Origin of the sequence: Mycolicibacterium iranicum (assembly GCF_014190915.1) — a bacterium.
Classification (GTDB): domain Bacteria; phylum Actinomycetota; class Actinomycetes; order Mycobacteriales; family Mycobacteriaceae; genus Mycobacterium; species Mycobacterium iranicum_B.
The window spans coordinates 74,528-91,126 of sequence record NZ_JACHVU010000001.1; the positions used below are offsets into that span (position 1 = coordinate 74,528).

At 68.7% G+C, this 16,599-nt stretch carries 14 protein-coding genes and 1 tRNA gene; 6 read left to right on the top strand and 9 right to left on the bottom strand.

Features of this window, described 5'->3' with window-relative positions; translation table 11 throughout:
* Positions 1–56: 56 nt before the first annotated feature.
* Genes FHR72_RS00350 through FHR72_RS00365 form a run of 4 tightly spaced genes read left to right on the top strand, consistent with a single transcriptional unit; the run spans position 57 to position 4,943 of the window.
* Positions 57–1,292, top strand: coding sequence for a YibE/F family protein (locus FHR72_RS00350; protein WP_183465924.1), 1,236 nt, complete (start codon positions 57–59; stop codon positions 1,290–1,292).
* A 41-nt stretch (positions 1,293–1,333) separates the two neighbouring features.
* On the top strand, positions 1,334–1,855 hold the full coding sequence (locus FHR72_RS00355) for a 2Fe-2S iron-sulfur cluster-binding protein (RefSeq protein ID WP_183465926.1): 522 nt from the start codon (positions 1,334–1,336) through the stop codon (positions 1,853–1,855).
* The gene (locus FHR72_RS00360; RefSeq protein ID WP_183465928.1) at positions 1,852–2,844 is read left to right on the top strand and encodes an FAD binding domain-containing protein; all 993 of its coding nucleotides are present in this window, start codon (positions 1,852–1,854) and stop codon (positions 2,842–2,844) included. Before FHR72_RS00355 ends, FHR72_RS00360 begins: the two co-directional genes overlap by 4 nt.
* Complete coding sequence (locus FHR72_RS00365) at positions 2,841–4,943, top strand: xanthine dehydrogenase family protein molybdopterin-binding subunit (RefSeq protein WP_183465930.1); 2,103 nt, start codon at positions 2,841–2,843, stop codon at positions 4,941–4,943. The genes FHR72_RS00360 and FHR72_RS00365 overlap by 4 nt, the downstream gene beginning before the upstream one ends.
* A 3-nt stretch (positions 4,944–4,946) precedes the next feature.
* Here FHR72_RS00365 and rfbA read toward each other — a convergent pair whose 3' ends face one another.
* The 8 genes from rfbA to dcd form a co-directional block, all read right to left on the bottom strand.
* Positions 4,947–5,810 (bottom strand): glucose-1-phosphate thymidylyltransferase RfbA, encoded by an 864-nt coding sequence (rfbA, locus tag FHR72_RS00370; protein ID WP_183465932.1) that lies wholly within the window; start codon positions 5,808–5,810, stop codon positions 4,947–4,949.
* The gene (locus FHR72_RS00375) at positions 5,810–6,178 is read right to left on the bottom strand and encodes a nuclear transport factor 2 family protein (protein ID WP_183465934.1); all 369 of its coding nucleotides are present in this window, start codon (positions 6,176–6,178) and stop codon (positions 5,810–5,812) included. Before FHR72_RS00375 ends, rfbA begins: the two co-directional genes overlap by 1 nt.
* A gap of 18 nt (positions 6,179–6,196) precedes the next feature.
* On the bottom strand, positions 6,197–6,943 hold the full coding sequence (locus FHR72_RS00380) for a maleylpyruvate isomerase family mycothiol-dependent enzyme (RefSeq protein WP_183465936.1): 747 nt from the start codon (positions 6,941–6,943) through the stop codon (positions 6,197–6,199).
* Positions 6,944–6,945: 2 nt separating this feature from the next.
* Positions 6,946–8,274 carry a cytochrome P450 gene (locus FHR72_RS00385; protein WP_183465937.1) on the bottom strand — a complete coding sequence of 443 codons (1,329 nt, stop codon included), beginning with the start codon at positions 8,272–8,274 and terminating at the stop codon, positions 6,946–6,948.
* Complete coding sequence (locus FHR72_RS00390) at positions 8,274–8,597, bottom strand: DUF1330 domain-containing protein (RefSeq protein ID WP_183465938.1); 324 nt, start codon at positions 8,595–8,597, stop codon at positions 8,274–8,276. Before FHR72_RS00390 ends, FHR72_RS00385 begins: the two co-directional genes overlap by 1 nt.
* A gap of 9 nt (positions 8,598–8,606) precedes the next feature.
* Positions 8,607–9,944, bottom strand: coding sequence for a UDP-glucose dehydrogenase family protein (locus FHR72_RS00395; RefSeq protein ID WP_183465939.1), 1,338 nt, complete (start codon positions 9,942–9,944; stop codon positions 8,607–8,609).
* Positions 9,945–10,020: 76 nt separating this feature from the next.
* Complete coding sequence (locus tag FHR72_RS00400; RefSeq protein WP_183465940.1) at positions 10,021–11,676, bottom strand: DUF7159 family protein; 1,656 nt, start codon at positions 11,674–11,676, stop codon at positions 10,021–10,023.
* Positions 11,677–11,904: 228 nt separating this feature from the next.
* Complete coding sequence (dcd, locus tag FHR72_RS00405) at positions 11,905–12,477, bottom strand: dCTP deaminase (protein WP_183465941.1); 573 nt, start codon at positions 12,475–12,477, stop codon at positions 11,905–11,907.
* Positions 12,478–12,603: 126 nt separating this feature from the next.
* On the opposite strand from dcd, the gene FHR72_RS00410 reads away from it, so the two are divergent.
* Both FHR72_RS00410 and FHR72_RS00415 read left to right on the top strand, forming a co-directional pair.
* A tRNA-Gly gene (locus FHR72_RS00410) sits at positions 12,604–12,677 on the top strand.
* A 263-nt stretch (positions 12,678–12,940) separates the two neighbouring features.
* Positions 12,941–15,163, top strand: coding sequence for a fused MFS/spermidine synthase (locus tag FHR72_RS00415; RefSeq protein WP_183465942.1), 2,223 nt, complete (start codon positions 12,941–12,943; stop codon positions 15,161–15,163).
* A 38-nt stretch (positions 15,164–15,201) separates the two neighbouring features.
* Here the strand turns inward: FHR72_RS00415 and FHR72_RS00420 are convergent, their stop codons facing one another.
* Positions 15,202–16,509, bottom strand: coding sequence for a phosphatase PAP2 family protein (locus tag FHR72_RS00420; RefSeq protein ID WP_183465943.1), 1,308 nt, complete (start codon positions 16,507–16,509; stop codon positions 15,202–15,204).
* Positions 16,510–16,599 lie beyond the last annotated feature (90 nt).

The window sequence follows — 16,599 nt, forward strand, 5'->3', positions numbered from 1 at the left end:
CTAAATCGCAGGGAATGGGCCCCCGCTCACCAATTCCTGACCACTACCCTGTCCGGGTGGCGCACTCACACTCTCATTCCCACTCGCTGAGCGGGCCGTCGCCGCTGGGACCGCTGGCCGCGAAGATCGTGGTCGGTCTGCTCGTCGCGATCGGCGTGGCCGTGCTGATCGGTGCGGCGCTGCTGTGGCCGACGGGCGAGAAGGCCGACATCCCGCTGCCGTTCCAGAACGCCGCGGGCGGGGCCGTCACGACCGAGGCCGGGCACGTGCTGTCCAGCACGGCCGCGACATGCGGCAGCCCGTCGGCGGGCGCGGTGCTGACCTCCGATCCGCTGCCGGCCGAGGGGCCGGGCGCCGAGTGCGTGCAGTCCCTGGTGTCGATCGACTCCGGCCCCAACCAGGGTGCCGACACGTTGCTGGAGATCGGGGTGGGTCCCGGACAGCCGACCCTTGCGGTGGGCGACGACATCCGCGTCAGCCGGCAGGTCGACGACGCGGGCGCCACGACCTACGCCTTCTACGATTTCGAGCGGACGTGGCCGCTGACGGCGTTCGCGCTGATCTTCGCGGTCGTGATCGTGGCGGTGGCCCGATGGCGCGGTCTGCGGGCGCTGGTCGGGATCGTCATCGCGTTCGGCGTCCTGGTCGTGTTCCTGCTGCCCGCTCTGCGTGACGGCGCGCCCACGGTTCCGGTGGCCCTGGTCGCATCGGCGGCGATCCTGTACGCGGTCATCTACCTCGCGCACGGAGTCAGCCTCCGGACCAGCGCAGCGCTGCTGGGCACCCTGGCGTCGCTGTTGCTAGCTGCGGTGTTGTCCTGGGCAGCAATCGAATTCACCCATCTGACCGGACTGTCGGAGGATCAGAACAACGAGGTGGCCGCGTACCTGGGCAACGTGTCGATCACCGGCATGCTGCTCGCCGGGTTCATCATCGGCTCGCTGGGTGTGCTCAACGACGTGACCGTCACGCAGGCGTCGACGGCGTTCGAACTGGCCGCGCTCGGCGACGGCGCCTCCCGCCGGGACGTCTTCGTCGGGGCGATGCGGGTGGGCCGGGACCACATCGCGTCCACCGTCTACACCCTGGTGCTGGCCTATGCCGGCAGCGCGCTGCCGCTGCTGCTGCTGTTCAGCGTCGCCAACCGTTCACTGGGCGACGTGCTGACCAGTGAGAGCGTGGCCATCGAGGTGGCCCGCTCGGCGGTCGGCGGTATCGCTCTCGCGCTGTCTGTGCCGTTGACCACGGGCATCGCCGCGCTGCTGGCCACGCCGCAACATCACCGTCACTGACGGCGGCGTTTGGCGAAAAAGGCCCCGGGTATCCGCCGGAGGTGAGCCAGCCCCTTCACGCCTCCGACGTGACCCTGGAAGTCGACGGGCACGAACGGTCCCTGACGGTCGACCATCGACTGACCCTCCTCGACGCGCTGCGTGAACGCCTCGGCGCCACCGCCCCCAAGAAGGGGTGTGACCACGGCCAGTGCGGCTCGTGCACCGTCCTGGTGGACGGGCGACGGGTCACCAGCTGCCTGACCTTCGCCGTGGCGGCCGACGGCGCGCGCGTCACCACCGCCGCCGGGCTGGGCGACGGGGAATCCCTGCATCCCGTGGCGCAGGCGTTCCAGGACGAAGACGCGTTCCAGTGTGGGTACTGCACGCCGGGGCAGATCTGCTCGGCGGTCGGCATGCTCGACGAAGCCAAGTCCGGCGCACCGAGTTTCGTCAGCGACGACCTCGAGGCCTCACCGGAACTGACCGATGCCGAGATCCGGGAACGCATGAGCGGCAACCTCTGCCGGTGCGCGGCCTACCCGAACATCGTGTCGGCCATCGGGAAGGCCGCCGTCCGGTGAAACCCTTCGCTTACCACGTCGCGACCAGCCCCGCCGATGCGGTCGCCACCCTTGCCGGCCACCCCGACGCGGCCTTCCTGGCCGGCGGGACCAACCTCGTGGACCACATGAAACTCGGTGTCGCCGAACCGGACATGCTCGTCGATGTCAGCCGACTCGATCTGACCGACGTCACCTACACCGACGACGCCGGTCTCACCGTCGGCGCCAACGTCCGCAACAGCGACCTGGCGGCGCATCCGGTCGTCCGGTCGCACTACCCGATGCTTTCGCGCGCGCTCCTCTCCGGGGCCTCGGGCCAGCTGCGCAACGCCGCGACCACTGCGGGAAACCTGTTGCAGCGTACCCGCTGCGTCTACTTCCAGGACGTCACGACCCCGTGCAACAAGCGCGACCCCGGCAGTGGCTGCTCCGCGATCGGCGGCTATGTGCGCTACCACGCCATCCTCGGTGCGTCCCCGCAGTGCGTCGCCGCCCACCCCTCCGACATGGCGGTGGCGATGAGCGCCCTGGACGCCGAGATCGTCGTCGAGGGCGTCGACGGCCAACGGCGCATCCCGGCAACGGAATTCCACCGGCTGCCCGGCGAGGAACCGCACCGCGACACCGTGCTCGCCCACGGTGAGCTGATCACCGCGGTCACGATTCCCCCGCCGCCTGCCGGCGCAGTGTCCGACTACCGCAAGGTGCGCGACCGCGCCTCCTACGCGTTCGCGCTCGTGTCCGTCGCCGCCGAGCTCAGCCTCGATGGCGACACCGTGGCCACCGCCCGCGTCGCGCTGGGCGGTATCGCGCACAAGCCCTGGCGCGCTCACCGCGCCGAAGAGGTGCTCGTCGGGGCCGAGGCCTCCGACGAGACGTTCGCCGCGGCCGCCGACGCCGAACTTGCCGACGCCGAGCCGTTGCCCGGCAACGAGTTCAAGGTCGAGCTGACGCGGCGCACGTTGATGGCGCAGCTGCGCATGCTGACGGAGCGGGGACGGCGATGACGCTGCTGGAGCCCCGCAGTATCGGCACGCCGGTGCCGCGGCGTGACGGACACGCGAAGGTGACCGGCACGGCGCCGTACGCGTTCGAACATCATGTCGACGCGCCGGCCTACCTGCACCCGGTGCAGGCCACCATCGCGCGTGGCCGCGTCATCACGATGGACGTCGACGCCGCCCGGGCGCTCGACGGCGTGCTCGACGTGCTGACCGTCTTCGACGCGCCCCGGCTGGCGGATGCGTCCGACGGCGAACTGGCCATCCTGCAGGACGCCCGCGTCCACTTCCGCGGTCAGCTGATCGGTGGCGTGGTCGCCGAGACTGCTGAGATCGCCAGGGAGGCAGCAGCTCTGGTGCACACCGCGTACATCGAGGAGCCCCACGACGCCGAGCTGCGCGAGGACCACCCCGGGCTCTACACGCCGGAGTCGGTGAACCCGTCGTACCCGTCCGACACCGACGAGGGCGACGTCGATGCGGCGCTGGCTGCCGCCGAGGTCACCGTAGACCAGACCTACGTGACCCCGATCGAGCACAACAACCCGATGGAACCGCACGCGTGCATCGTGCAGTGGGCGGCCAAGGACGGCCGCACCGCGGTCACGATGTACGACGCCACCCAGGGTGTGCACGTCGTCCGCAAGACCCTGGCGCCGATCTTCGGACTCGAACCCGAGCAGCTGCGCGTCGTCGCCCCGCATGTCGGTGGCGGTTTCGGCTCCAAGGGCGCCCCGCACGCTCACGACGTGCTCGCGTTGATGGCCGCAGAGCGTGCCGGTGGGCGGCCGGTGAAGCTGGCACTGACGCGCCAGCAGATGTTCTCCCTGGTGGGGTATCGCACTCCGACGATCCAGCGGATCCGCCTGGGCGCCTCACGCGACGGCCGATTGACCGCACTGGCCCACGAGGTCGTCGAACAGACCTCGGCGGTCAAGGAATTCGCCGAGCAGACCGCCGTGACGTCTCGCAAGATGTATGCCGCGCCGAACCGCAGGACGTCGCACCGCCTGGCCCGCCTGGACGTCCCCGTCCCGTTCTGGATGCGGGCCCCGGGCGAGTGCCCCGGCACGTACGCCGCGGAGGTCGCGATGGACGAGCTCGCGGTTGCCGCGGGCATCGACCCCGTCGAACTTCGCATCCGCAACGAGCCCGAGGTCGATCCCGAGACCGGTAACCCGTGGTCGGCACGCCATCTCGTGGAGTGCCTGCGCACGGGGGCGGACCGCTTCGACTGGGCATCGCGCGACCCCGAACCGGCGAAACGTACAGCCGGGGAATGGTTCACCGGTACCGGGGTGGCGTCGGCGACCTATCCCGGGATGGCGATGCCGGGCAACTCCGCCCGCATCACCTACAGCGACGACGGCCGCTTCGACGTGGCGATCGGCGCCGCCGACATCGGCACCGGCACGTGGACGACGCTCTGCCAGATCGCCGCGGACGCGCTGGGCTGCGACGTGGCCGCGATCCATCTGCAGATCGGTGACACCGACCTCCCGCCGGCCTCCGTCGCCGGCGGGTCCTCGGGTATGACGTCCTGGGGCTCGGCGATCGTCGCTGCGGCGCAACAGTTCCGGCGCGACCACGGTGATCCGCCGGCGGTCGGTGCGACGACCACCGCCGAGGCACCCGAGAACCCCGACGCCGACAAGTTCACTGTGCAGTCGTTCGGCGCCCACTTCGTCGAGGCGCACGTCAACCGCGACACCGGGGAGATCCGGGTGCCCCGCATGCTCGGGGTGTTCTCGATCGGGCGGGCCATCAACGCGCGCACGCTGCGCTCGCAGCTGATCGGGGGCATGACGATGGGCCTGTCGATGGCCCTGCACGAGGAGAGCGTGCGCGATCCCCGCTTCGGGCACGTCGTCACGCAGGACCTGGCCACTTATCACATCAGCGCCCACGCCGACGTCGCCGACATCGACGCGATCTGGCTCGACGAGGTCGAAGAGCATTTCAACCCGATGGGCTCCCGGGGCGCCGGCGAGATCGGCATCGTGGGGGCTGCCGCAGCCGTCGCCAACGCCGTCTACCACGCCAGCGGGGTGCGCGTCCGCGAGCTCCCTCTCACACTCGACAAGGTGCTCGCCGGAATGCGTTGAGCGTCAACGCTGCAGCAACTCCAGCAGGTAGTCGCCGTAGCCCGACTTGCGGAGCTTGCGGGCCCTGGCCTCCAGCGCATCGTCGTCGATGAAGCCGACGCGCCACGCTACCTCTTCGGGCACGCTGATCTTGAGACCCTGCCTGCGTTCGAGGGTGCGGACGTAGTCTGCCGCGTCCAGCAACGAGTCGAACGTCCCGGTGTCCAGCCACGCCGTCCCGCGGGCCAGCACCTCGACACTCAGCCTGCCCTGGTCCAGGTAGGTCTGGTTGATCTCGGTGATCTCGTACTCGCCGCGCGCGGATTTCCTCAGACCCCTGGCGATTTCGACGACGTCGTTGTCGTAGAAGTACAGACCGGGCACCGCGTAGTGCGATTTCGGGGTGACGGGCTTCTCCTCCAGCGACAGCGCGGTGCCGTCGTCGTCGAACTCGACGACACCGTAGGCCGACGGGTCGGCCACCCAGTAGGCGAAAATGGCTCCCCCGCTGACGTTCTGGAAGCGCTTCAGACCGGTGCCCAGCCCGGGGCCGTAGAAGATGTTGTCCCCCAACACCAGTGCCACCGGTTCGGTGCCGATGTGTGCGGCGCCGATGACGAACGCCTGCGCGAGCCCGTCCGGCCGGTCCTGCACCGCATAGGTCAGGCTGACCCCGAAGTCGGAGCCGTCGCCGAGAAGCCGGTGGAAGCCGTCGGCGTCCTCGGCGGTGGTGATCACCAGGATGTCGCGGATCCCGGCCATCATCAGGGTGGACAGCGGATAGTAGATCAGTGGCTTGTCGTACACGGGCACCAACTGCTTGCTGACGCCCATCGTGATCGGGTACAGGCGGGTGCCCGATCCGCCCGCGAGGATGATTCCGCGCATCAGCCGGTCAGATCGGCTTCGGTCAGATCGGTCGCCGCCAGCGCGGCGGCGAGGTCGTCATGCCGGAACACCGAGGTCACGCGGTCGTGCACGACCCGGAACGCCGACGCCGCCGCACCCGTCTCGCCGCTGACCGACACCGTGCGCTGTTCGGCGACGACGACGCCGTCGTTGACGTAGAGGCGTCCGGGCTCGATCTTCGTGTCCAGCGCCTGCGCCCAGTTGCGCAGCGCGGCATGCCCCTGGGCGGCACCGCCCGCATCGCCGATCTCGATGTCGTCGCTGGACAGCGACACGAGGGTGTCGATGTCGGCGGCGTTGAGGGCGTCGTGCCAGGCGAGGACGGTGGCCAGCTCTGAAGTGCTCATGATCGCGAAACTACCCACTCAGAAGGGCGTGCGCTCCAGCCACCCGTTCCAGACGGCCTCGTCGCCGTGGATCTCCAGCCCCAGATCGGCCGCGCTCCTGCGCCGGACGGTGGCCAGCAGCAGTGCGTTCACCGGTCCACGCAGGGCGACCGAGCCCTTGCCGTGGCTGTGCGACCACGACAGCCCGTCCTCGTCGTGGGCGATCGTCCACTCCCCCGTCGGCCCGAGTTTCTCCTCGGTCGCGTGCAGGTGCACGGACTGGCCGAAGTCCAGTGCCGGCGGGCGGCTCCTGTCGACCGTGGCGATCTCGATCCACTCGCTGAGGCTGTCGGCCGCGAGGTCCTCGGGCAGTTGGGCGTCGGCACCGAGCGCCAGCGCCGCGTCGAGCCGGTGCACGGCGACCTCGTGCACCCGCCTGCGTGTCCACCACCCTGCCGGCCTGGGACCGACGAAGGTCCACACCCGGGCGTCGGATCCGACGCGGTTGACGGCGTCGATGACGAGCTGGGCGCCTTCGTTGAGCCACTCGGCCGCGCCGTCGAGGTCCTCGGGCGGCTTTCCGTCGCGTACGTCGCGCGGGTCCAGTGGCTGGTTGCGTCGCTCGATGATGATCTGTGCGGCCCAACGGTTTCCGCGACCAACGTGGCGGAACAGCTGCCTGAGCGTCCAGTCGCCGCACGTGGGCACCGGCGTGTCGGGGTCTGCGGTCCGGATCAGTTCGCCGAAGGCTCGAGTCTGCTCGAGCAGGGCTGCTCGGAAGTCCATCTCTAGGAACCTAGCGCGGCGGGCGCCGTTCCAAGCGTGATCGGCAAGGTTGCCCACCCCCTCAGCACCCTGGTGTCGCGGCGGCTGCCCGCTCCGGCCAGCCGGGCTCCCGGGTAGCGCTCGAAGAAGGTTCGCAACCCGACTTCGCCTTCGGCCCGGGCCAGGGCCGCACCCAGGCAGAAGTGGCGGCCGCCGGAGAACGAGAGGTGCTTTCCGGCGTTGTCGCGCTCGATGTCGAAGCGGTGCGGGTCGGTGAACACCTTGGGGTCGCGGTTGGCGCCGGCCAGGTGCACGATCACCAGCTCGCCCCGCTCGATGTGGGTGCCCGCGACGTCGACGTCGCGTCGAGAGAAGCGGGCACTCATCTGCACGGGCGAGTCGAGGCGCAAAACCTCCTCGACCGCGGTCGGCCACAGCTCGGGCCGCGCGGCCAGCGTCTCCAGGTGCTCCGGGGTGTCCAGCAGCATGCGGATACCGTTGCCGAGCAGGTTGACCGTGGTCTCGAAGCCGGCGGCCAGCACCAGCCCGGCCGTGGCCTGCAATTCGCGGTCGGAGAGCCGGTTTTCCTCGTCGGCGGCCTGGCTGGCCAGGATGAGCTGGCTCATCAGATCGTCGCCGGGGTTGCGGCGCAGCTCCTCCAGGTGGCCGCCGAGCCAGGCGTTGAACCCGACGATGCCTTCCTCGACCTGCATGAATTGCCGCCAGGACAGGCCGATGTCGAGGCTGGGGGCGCCGAGTTCACCGAAGTGCAGGATGTGTTCGCGGTCCCGTTCCGGGACGCCGAGGATGTCGCTGATGACCGCGACGGGCAGCTGGGAGCAGTACCGCTCGACGACGTCGACGACGCCGGTCTCGCGTTCGAGGTCGTCGAGAAGCTGATCGGCGGTCTGCTGGACGCGGTCGCGGAGGGCGTTGACGGCCCGTGTGGTGAACACCGACGACACCAGCTTGCGGCAGCGGGTGTGGTCGGGCGGCTCGATCGACAGCAGCGACGGCGGCTCGATCGGATGCAGCAGCCCGGGGTGAGTCTTGCGGTTGACCCAGCGCAGCGGCGCGGGCAGTCCGGCGCCGAGTGCGGACACCCTGAAGTCGTCGGAGCGCAGGATCTCGTTGGCCGCCTGATGGTCGACGGTGATGAGGACGGCCTTGGCACGCACGACAGGACCGTGGGTGCGCAGTTCGTCGGCGAACCCGGCCGGGTCGTCGCGGGCCGCGGGGTCGGAGATCAGGCGGGCCTGCGGGTCGCCGCCCCTGCGCGCCGCGATCTTCGACAGCCCGCGGATGACCCCGTGCAGGGCCATCCACCGGATCCGTTGTCGCAGTTGCGCCATCAGGTCAGCTTAAGCAGCGGCCGCAGATCGTCCAAGCGGTCGAACAGATGCCAGATGTAGGACGACGATCCGTTCTCGCGGTGGGCGTGCAGGTCGGCCAGGTCGGGGTCGTTGCGGTAGCTGTCGAACGCGTCCTTGGACTCCCATTCGACCAGGATCAGCACGGTGCGGGGCTCGATGTCGCCGGTGACCGATTCCCTGAACTTCCCCAGCGCCACCACGCGGCCGCCGTGCTTGGCCACCTCGGCGGGTGAGCGTTTCGAATAGGCGCGGTACTCGTCGCGGTCGGCGACGTCGAACAGATTCAGGGCATAGACGGGCACGCCGCGACGCTACCCGTCGACGCCGGCGAGGTTCCGTCCCAACGCGTGAACGCGCCAGCCCGCCTGCTGCCACCTCTGGGCATCGAGGCAATTGCGGCCGTCGACAACCACTTTGGCCCGCACGGTCTGCGCCAGGGCGTCGGGATCCATGTCGACGAACTCTTTCCACTCGGTCAGCACGAGCACTGCGTCCGCCCGGTCGCACGCCTCGATGGCCGACGTCGAGTAGTTCAGCGTCGGGAACAGCCGCCGCGAGTTCTCGATCGCCTTCGGGTCGTACACGTTGACGGTGGCCCCGTGCAGCTGCAGCATGCCGGCGACGTTGAGCGCCGGTGAGTCGCGCACGTCGTCGGACTCCGGCTTGAACGCCGCGCCGAGCACGGCGACGTTCGCGCCGAGCAGCGAACCGCCGCAGGCCGTGGTCGCCAGCTCCACCATCCGGGTGCGGCGGCGCATGTTGATGCTGTCGACCTCCCGCAGGAAGGTTAGTGCGTGGTTGGCGCCGAGCTCGCCGGCGCGCGCCATGAACGCCCTGATGTCCTTGGGCAGGCAGCCGCCGCCGAAACCGAGGCCGGCGTTGAGGAACCGGCGCCCGATGCGGGCGTCGTAGCCGAGCGCGTCGGCCAGCAGGGTCACGTCGGCGTCGACGGCCTCGCACACCTCCGAGATCGCGTTGATGAACGAGATCTTGGTGGCCAGGAACGCGTTGGCCGACACCTTCACCAGCTCCGCGGTCTGCAGGTCCGCCACCAGGAACGGCACACCCTCGGCGAGCAGCGGGGCGTACATGTCGCGCAGCACCTTCTCGGCGAGCTGCGAATTCCGCTGCACCCCAAGCACAATGCGGTCGGGGTGCAGCGTATCGGTCACGGCGAACCCTTCCCGCAGGAACTCCGGATTCCACGCCACCTCCACGGTGACGCCCTCCGGAGCGAGGCCTGCGGCACGTTCGCCAAGTTCTGCCGCCGTGCCGACGGGCACGGTCGACTTGCCGATGACGACCGCCGATCGGGTCAGCAGCGGCACCAGTGTGTCGATGACCGAGTAGACGTGCCGAAGGTCGGCGGCGTACTCGCCCTTCTTCTGCGGCGTGCCGACGCCGAGGAAGTGCACGTCGGCGAAGTCCGCCGCCTCCGCGTAGTCGGTGGTGAACCGCAGACGTCCCGCATCGATGTTGCGCTGCAACATCTCTCGCAGTCCCGGCTCGTAGAACGGGACGTCACCGCCGGAGAGCTTCGCGACCTTGCCGGCGTCGACATCGACGCCGAGCACGTCGTGGCCGAGCTCGGCCATCCCCGCGGCATGGGTCGCCCCGAGGTACCCGGTTCCGAAGACAGTGCATCGCATACCGCCTCAGTACCCAGTCGCGGTGAGCTGATGCCTACGCGACACTGAGCGCCAGACCAACGGAAGGTGACGAACGTCAGTTGCGCCCGGTGCCGCAGAAGATCAGGAAACAGCCGTCGCCGTTGACGTCTCCGGGAACACCGGTGCCGGAACCGCGTCCCGACCCGCTGTCACCGCGGCCGCTACCGCCCGAGTTGCTTCCGGAGTTGTTCCCGGATCCCGAGCCCGACCCGGTGCTCGGCCACTGCGGAACCTGAGGCTGCGGGACCTGGGGCACCTGCGGGACCTGAGGCACCTGCGGGCGGGTGGGCTGCGGGTAGGTCGGCGTCGGCCGCTGCGGCTCGTCGTCGTCGTCCCACGGCGGCTGCCACGGGCTCTGCGGCTCGTCCGGCTCGTCGGGAACGGGCCGGGGCCACGTCCAGGCGGGCCGCGGTGGGGTCCACTGCGGACGGGGCAAGACGACCACGGGCGGGGGCACCACCACGGGCGCGACCACCGGAGGCGGGGCGACCGGGGCGACCGGGGCCGGGGCCGGCGCAGGGGCCGCCGGAGCGGGGGCCGGGGCGGGTGCCGCGGGTGCGGGAGCCTGCTCGACGTACACCGTGCGGGGCGCCTGCTGCGGGGCTTCCCGGACGACCGGCACGGGCGGCTTGATCGTCTCGGCAGACGGCGGGTCGGCGGGGACGTTCGCGGCTTCCTGACGCGCCGGGGCGGGCTCGGGCGCTGGCGCCTGGCTGCTCGGCACGATCACGGCCTGCGCGGGGCTGGGCCGCTGATCGGCCGTCGGGCGGATGCTGATGGCCAGGGAGATCACCAGCGCGACAACACCGACCACGAACAGCGACGTCAGGGCGCTGCCGACCAGCAGGAAGGGCTTGCGCTCCTCGTCGACCGGGCGCATCTGCGTCGGCGCGAACTCGTCGACCGCGTCGTCCGCGACCGGGGCGACCATGCTCGAATCGACGAAGTCCGTTCCGGCAGCGGTCAGCCCGGGGAACACCGAGCCCGCGGTCGTGCCGTCGGGATCCTGGGAGTAGGCCAGCCCGACCGTCGTCGCCTCGAATGCCGGGGCGGCGGCCGAGGCGAGCGCGGCACCGCGGGCCAGCGCGAGCTCCGCGTCGTCGGGAGCGTGCACGGGCAGCGCGACGAGGTGCTTGAGGTGCGCCTTCACCGAGCTGATGTCGACGCCCGAGCCGACGATGAAGATGCCCTGGGGCGGGGAGTCCTTCGCGGCGACGGTCTCGGCCATCTCGGTCAGCACGGCCATGGCGTCGGCGCTGTGCAGGGAGCGGCTCAGGACCTTCACCACCGAGCCGTCGTCGGTCTTGACGACCGACAGGGTGGCGGTGTCGCGGTCGACGAAGAGCAGCGCGGTCGTGTCGTACCCGACGGCACGACCGACGGCCTGGGCCAGCGAGGCCGCGGCGTGCCCTTCGGCGACAAGCATGACGTCGTCGATGCCGTGGGCCGACAGAGCGTCGCGCAACGCGGTGGCTTCGGCGTGGTCACTCCACGCGACGCCGATCGACCTGAGGTGATGACCGCCCGTCTCGGCGCTTTCCTTCGTGCCCAGAACCGCCGCCACCACATGGTCTGCGACGTTTGCCGAGCCTTCCGCGGAGCTGACGTCGAAGGTGTCGTGATCGACGGTCACGCCGTCGGCCTTTTCGCCCTCGACCAGCACCATGCGCACCGTCGTAGGTGTCATCGACACACCTAGCACGATGTCCACTGACGCCTCCAAAAACTTTGCTGCTGCCTGGTGGCCGGCACCGCTCGAACACGCACGACGAGCCGACAACTAGATACTTCATCGGCGCTACCAGCTGGTGCGTTACACCCCGCGCAGTTAGCTGACAGCGGTTGAAGATCTGGCCGGTACGCGACGGCACGAACGACCGGTGGCGCCGGTGTCCCGACCCTACCCGGGTCAACCGCGATTCGTCAGTGACGATTCCTGTCAGGAGGACCTGAGGAAGTTCTGGTAGGACTTCGACGGCGTCGGGCCGCGCTGGTTCTGGTACTTCGAGCCCACCTGGCTGCTCCCGTACGGGTGCTGGGCCGGGCTGGTGAGGCGCAGCAGGCACAGCTGGCCGATCTTCATGCCGGGCCACAGCGTGATGGGCAGGTTCGCGACATTGGAGAGCTCCAGGGTGATGTGCCCGGAGAAGCCGGGGTCGATGAACCCCGCCGTCGAATGGGTGAGCAGGCCGAGGCGCCCCAGCGACGACTTGCCCTCCAAGCGGCCGGCCAGATCGTCGGGCAGCGTGCACCGCTCCAACGTGGCCCCCAGCACGAACTCCCCCGGGTGCAGGACGAACGGCTCGCCCTCCTTGGGCTCGACCAGCGTGGTCAGGTCGTCCTGACGCTGCGCCGGGTCGATGTGGGTGTAGCGGGTGTTGTTGAACACCCGGAACAGGTTGTCGAGGCGGACGTCGACGCTGGAGGGCTGGACCAGGCTGTCGTCGAACGGGTCGACGCCGAGCCTGCCGGATTTGATCTCGGCGCGGATGTCGCGGTCGGAGAGCAGCACCGGTCGAGCGTATCGGCACCGGTGCGCGTCGGGGGCAGGCGGCAGGTGCGTCGGCAGGCCGGTTGTCGCATACGGCGGCCTCAGCTCCGGCGTGGAGCCCGCCCTGCTAGTCTCACTAGCCACACCGCCGATGTAGTTCAATGGCAGAACATCAGCTTCCCAAGCTGAATACGCGGGTTCGATTCCCGTCATCGGCTCCACAAAGCCCTTGCTTGGCGGCCATATCGGCCGACTCGTCCGGACTCGGTTGACTGATTGTGACCGTCCCTCGCCCGTGTGTCGGTGCGACGCGGGCTCGCAATCGGTTCGCCGGCTCATCGGGCGTCGGTGGGACGATGAACAGCGGCGAGAGGCGAAGGAATTGGGCTCATGGGCAAGCTACGCGGCATGAGTCGGCGCAACAGTGATCGCGCCGGACTCACTCGCCGTCAGCCTCCCTGCGCACGAATCGCCGAGCGAACGCATGGTTGAACTGCCGGTGGACACCCCACGGGCGAACCTGGCGGTGATCTGCGCGATTTTCTTCTGTTCGGGTATCCCCGCGCTGATCTACCAGCTTGTCTGGCAGCGCTCCCTGTTCACGATCTACGGCATCAACGTCGAAAGCGTCACGATCGTGGTGACGGCCTTCATGCTCGGACTGGGCATCGGAAGCTTCGCAGGCGGGCGGCTGTCGCGGTTACGCCTTCCGCTCCTGGGCGTGTTCGGGGCCATCGAGTTCGGTATCGGCGTCTTCGGCTTCTTCTCGCTCGGCCTGTTCCACGGCGTAGGCGAATTGACCCTTCAGATGAGCCGGCCGCTCACGGCGCTGTTCACGTTCCTGCTCGTCCTTGTCCCCACGCTGTTGATGGGTGCCACGCTGCCCCTCCTGACGGCGCATCTTGTGAAGCATTCGGGAAATGTGGGGCGCAGCGTCGGCTTGCTGTACTTCGTCAACACGCTGGGCAGCGCCTTCGCCTGCTTCATCGTTGCGGCTTTCCTGATGCGGCTCATGGGACAGCAGGGCGCAGTCTCGCTGGCCTCTGGCCTCAATGTGCTCGTCGGTGTAGGCGCCCTGATCGTGCAGCTGAGATCGCCCAAGGCCGCCACCGAGCCGGACGCGCCGCCGGCGCAGTTCACTACGCGCGGCTTCGGGTTGGCGGTGCTGCTGTCGATGCTCTGCGGCTATATCGCGCTGAGCTACGAAATACTCTGGTACCGCGTCTATTCGTTCGCCTCGGGAGGCGTAGCCCAGTCGTTCGCGTTGGTGTTGGGCTGCTATCTGCTGGGCATTGCGCTCGGCTCTCTCGCCAGCCGGCGCTTCTGCCGTGAATCGGCGGCGCCCAAACAGGTGGCTTCCCTCTCCGGCTTCGTATTGTTCGCCAACATCGCAAGCTTTCTGCTGGTGCCCGCGGCGGCAGTGATCACCGCCGCCGTGCACTGGGGAGCATCACTGCCGTTGGTGACCGTCGCGGCCGGCTTGCTGGGGGCGACGTTCCCGCTGATCTGCCACATAGCGATTCCGCCGGACGCCCGCGCCGGCGAGGGTTTGAGCTACCTGTACCTCGCCAACATCGTTGGTTCAGCGCTGGGCAGCCTGATCACCGGCTTCGTACTGATGGATCGATGGAGCCTGGGCAGCATCTCGATCTTCCTCGCGCTGCTCGGCGTTGCGTTGTCGCTCGTGCTGTTGCTGGCCGCCAATCGCCGGATGATCAGGAGCGGGCGCTGGACTCGGCGCGCCGCGGCCATCGCGGCGACGGGTGTGCTGATCGTCCTCCTCCAACCCTCGCTGTTCGGGGGAGTCTACGAGCGACTGTATTTCAAGGAAGACTATGCCGGGCAGCGCTTTGCCCACCTGGCGGAGAACAAGAGCGGCGTCATCAGCGTCACGCAGGACGGGGAGATCCAGGGCGGAGGCGTCTACGACGGCGACTTCTCCACCGACCTCGTGAACGACCGCAACCTGATCGTCCGCGCGTACGCCCTCAGCCTGCTGCACGAGGCCCCCCGAGATGTGTTGATGATCGGCCTGTCGTCCGGTTCCTGGGCGCAGGTGATCGCCAACAATCCTCAGGTCGAACGCCTGACCGTGATCGAGATCAATCCCGCCTACCTGGACGTCATGAGGAATTACCCCGGCGAGGCCGGTGTGCTGACGAATCCGAAGGTGACTACGGTCATCGACGACGGCAGGCGCTGGCTCGCCCGCAATCCGGACCGCAAGTTCGATTTCATCGTGCAGAACACCAGTTTCAATTGGCGCGCACACGCCACGGATCTGTTGTCCACGGAATATCTCGAGATGATCCGCGGCCACCTCAAGCCGGGCGGTATCTCCTTCTACAACACGACCGGGTCGCCCGCGGCCCAGCGCACAGGGGCACTCACATTCCCTGCCGCACTACGCTTCATCAACTTCATGGCGGTCAGCGATTCGCCCATTGTGCTCAACCGCCAGCGCTGGGAGCGGGTGCTGCGCGAGTATCGGATCGAAGGCAAGCCGGTCTTCGATCTCTCTGACGCACAGCAGCGAACACGGCTGCACGAGCTTCTGACCCTGGCTGATCCGCCGTCAGCGGGTTACGGCCCGGACAAGCCCACCGGTGAGAACCTGGAAACGCGCGAGGGCATCCTCGCCCGCACCGAGGGTGCGCCCACGATCACCGATGACAACATGGCCACCGAATGGGGCGGCTCGCGCTGACGCGAGGCCGGATGAGCCACCCAGATGATCGCCAGAAGCTAGGTCGTGGAGGCGAGCGGATCGGATCCGCCGCCGGTGGCGACGAACCGACCGCGTTCGCCGGTTCTGCCGAAGAAGGTCGCGTAGAACGCCGTGCTGAACACGACCATCGCCGCGACGATGAGCGAGCCGAAGAACAACGGATGGTGCGCCATCGCCTCTGCCAGGTAGCGGTAGCACAGCAAAAGGACTACCAGGAACACTGAGCCGAACGCCACCAGCGCCAAGGGCGACCGGACACGCCCTGGCACCGGTTCGCGCAGCGCCGACTCCACGGTCAAGCACAACACCGCACCCGCCACCAGGTCGACGCCGTAGTGGTAGCCAAAGCCGAGCGTCGCCGCGATGGTGCCCACCAGCCAGAACGTGCCTGCCCACCGCAGCCAGAACGGCCCACCGCGGGAGTGGATGAAAACAGCCAGCGCCCACGCGGTGTGCATCGACGGCATGCAGTTGCGTGGCGTCGAGTCGTCGAAGGCGACGGCCGCGGGCGTGAGGTCGACCGGCGGAAGCGCATGCGGCCAATAGTCGCCGAAGGCGTAGACCGGGCCGACGACCGGAAACAGCACATAGATGGCGGGCCCGATCACGCCGAGTACCAGAAACGTTCGGATGAGGAAGTGACGCGGCCAGATGCCGGTGCGGACATTGCGCAGTTGATAGATCGCGACAACCATTGCCGCGACGGGCAATTCGATGTACACCCAGTGCAACAGGGCGCTGAGGACCGGGCCGCCTGCCTCGACCAGCCTGCCCATCACCCACGACGCTTGTGCGAGTGCATGATCGGCCAGGAGCGCGTACTCGTCCAGAACCGTCGGCCGCACCGCCGGGGTGATGTGCAACCATGTGTCGCCCACTTTGGTCGCGATGATCAGCAAGAATCCGAACGCGATCGTGCGAAGGGCGGTGGCTCGTTCGGCTCCTGCCCAAAGCCGCCACGCCACCACGGCCAATCCCGTGAGCACGATCATCGGCCCGTTTCCGACCGTCAGCACGCCACCACGGAGGACCCGCTCTGCGGCGAATCCGACATCGAGCGCGGCGGCCACCGACACCGCCAGAACCCTCCATCGGTTGGTCAACCCGACGATGGCCACGCCGAGTGCCACCCAACTCACCGTCGCCGACTTCGGAGTGGCGACGTAGTCGCTGAACAGACTGTGCAGCGGACCTTGGAAACCGGCGATGCCTGCGGTGATCTCCAGCGCGACCAGTAACAGGACGACCGATGCGGCCGCACTCGTCACACCGGTGCGGGTCGACCGAACGCGCCACTGCACCCGTCGCACGTCGCCGATGAACACACGTCGGATAATAGGTGTACGGCGGGCGCCGCAGCGGTTAACCGCTGCAGTCTCGGTGGAGACGACGACTGGGCGGGGACCTCGACGGAT

What these genes read in the sequence shown, in the direction of transcription:
- rfbA (WP_183465932.1), bottom strand. Translation starts at nt 5,810, where the DNA reads ATGCGCGGAATCATCCTCGCGGGCGGATCGGGCACCCGCCTGTACCCG.
- FHR72_RS00375 (WP_183465934.1), bottom strand. Translation starts at nt 6,178, where the DNA reads ATGAGCACTTCAGAGCTGGCCACCGTCCTCGCCTGGCACGACGCCCTC.
- FHR72_RS00365 (WP_183465930.1), top strand. Translation starts at nt 2,841, where the DNA reads ATGACGCTGCTGGAGCCCCGCAGTATCGGCACGCCGGTGCCGCGGCGT.
- FHR72_RS00385 (WP_183465937.1), bottom strand. Translation starts at nt 8,274, where the DNA reads ATGGCGCAACTGCGACAACGGATCCGGTGGATGGCCCTGCACGGGGTC.
- FHR72_RS00415 (WP_183465942.1), top strand. Translation starts at nt 12,941, where the DNA reads ATGGTTGAACTGCCGGTGGACACCCCACGGGCGAACCTGGCGGTGATC.
- FHR72_RS00380 (WP_183465936.1), bottom strand. Translation starts at nt 6,943, where the DNA reads ATGGACTTCCGAGCAGCCCTGCTCGAGCAGACTCGAGCCTTCGGCGAA.
- FHR72_RS00395 (WP_183465939.1), bottom strand. Translation starts at nt 9,944, where the DNA reads ATGCGATGCACTGTCTTCGGAACCGGGTACCTCGGGGCGACCCATGCC.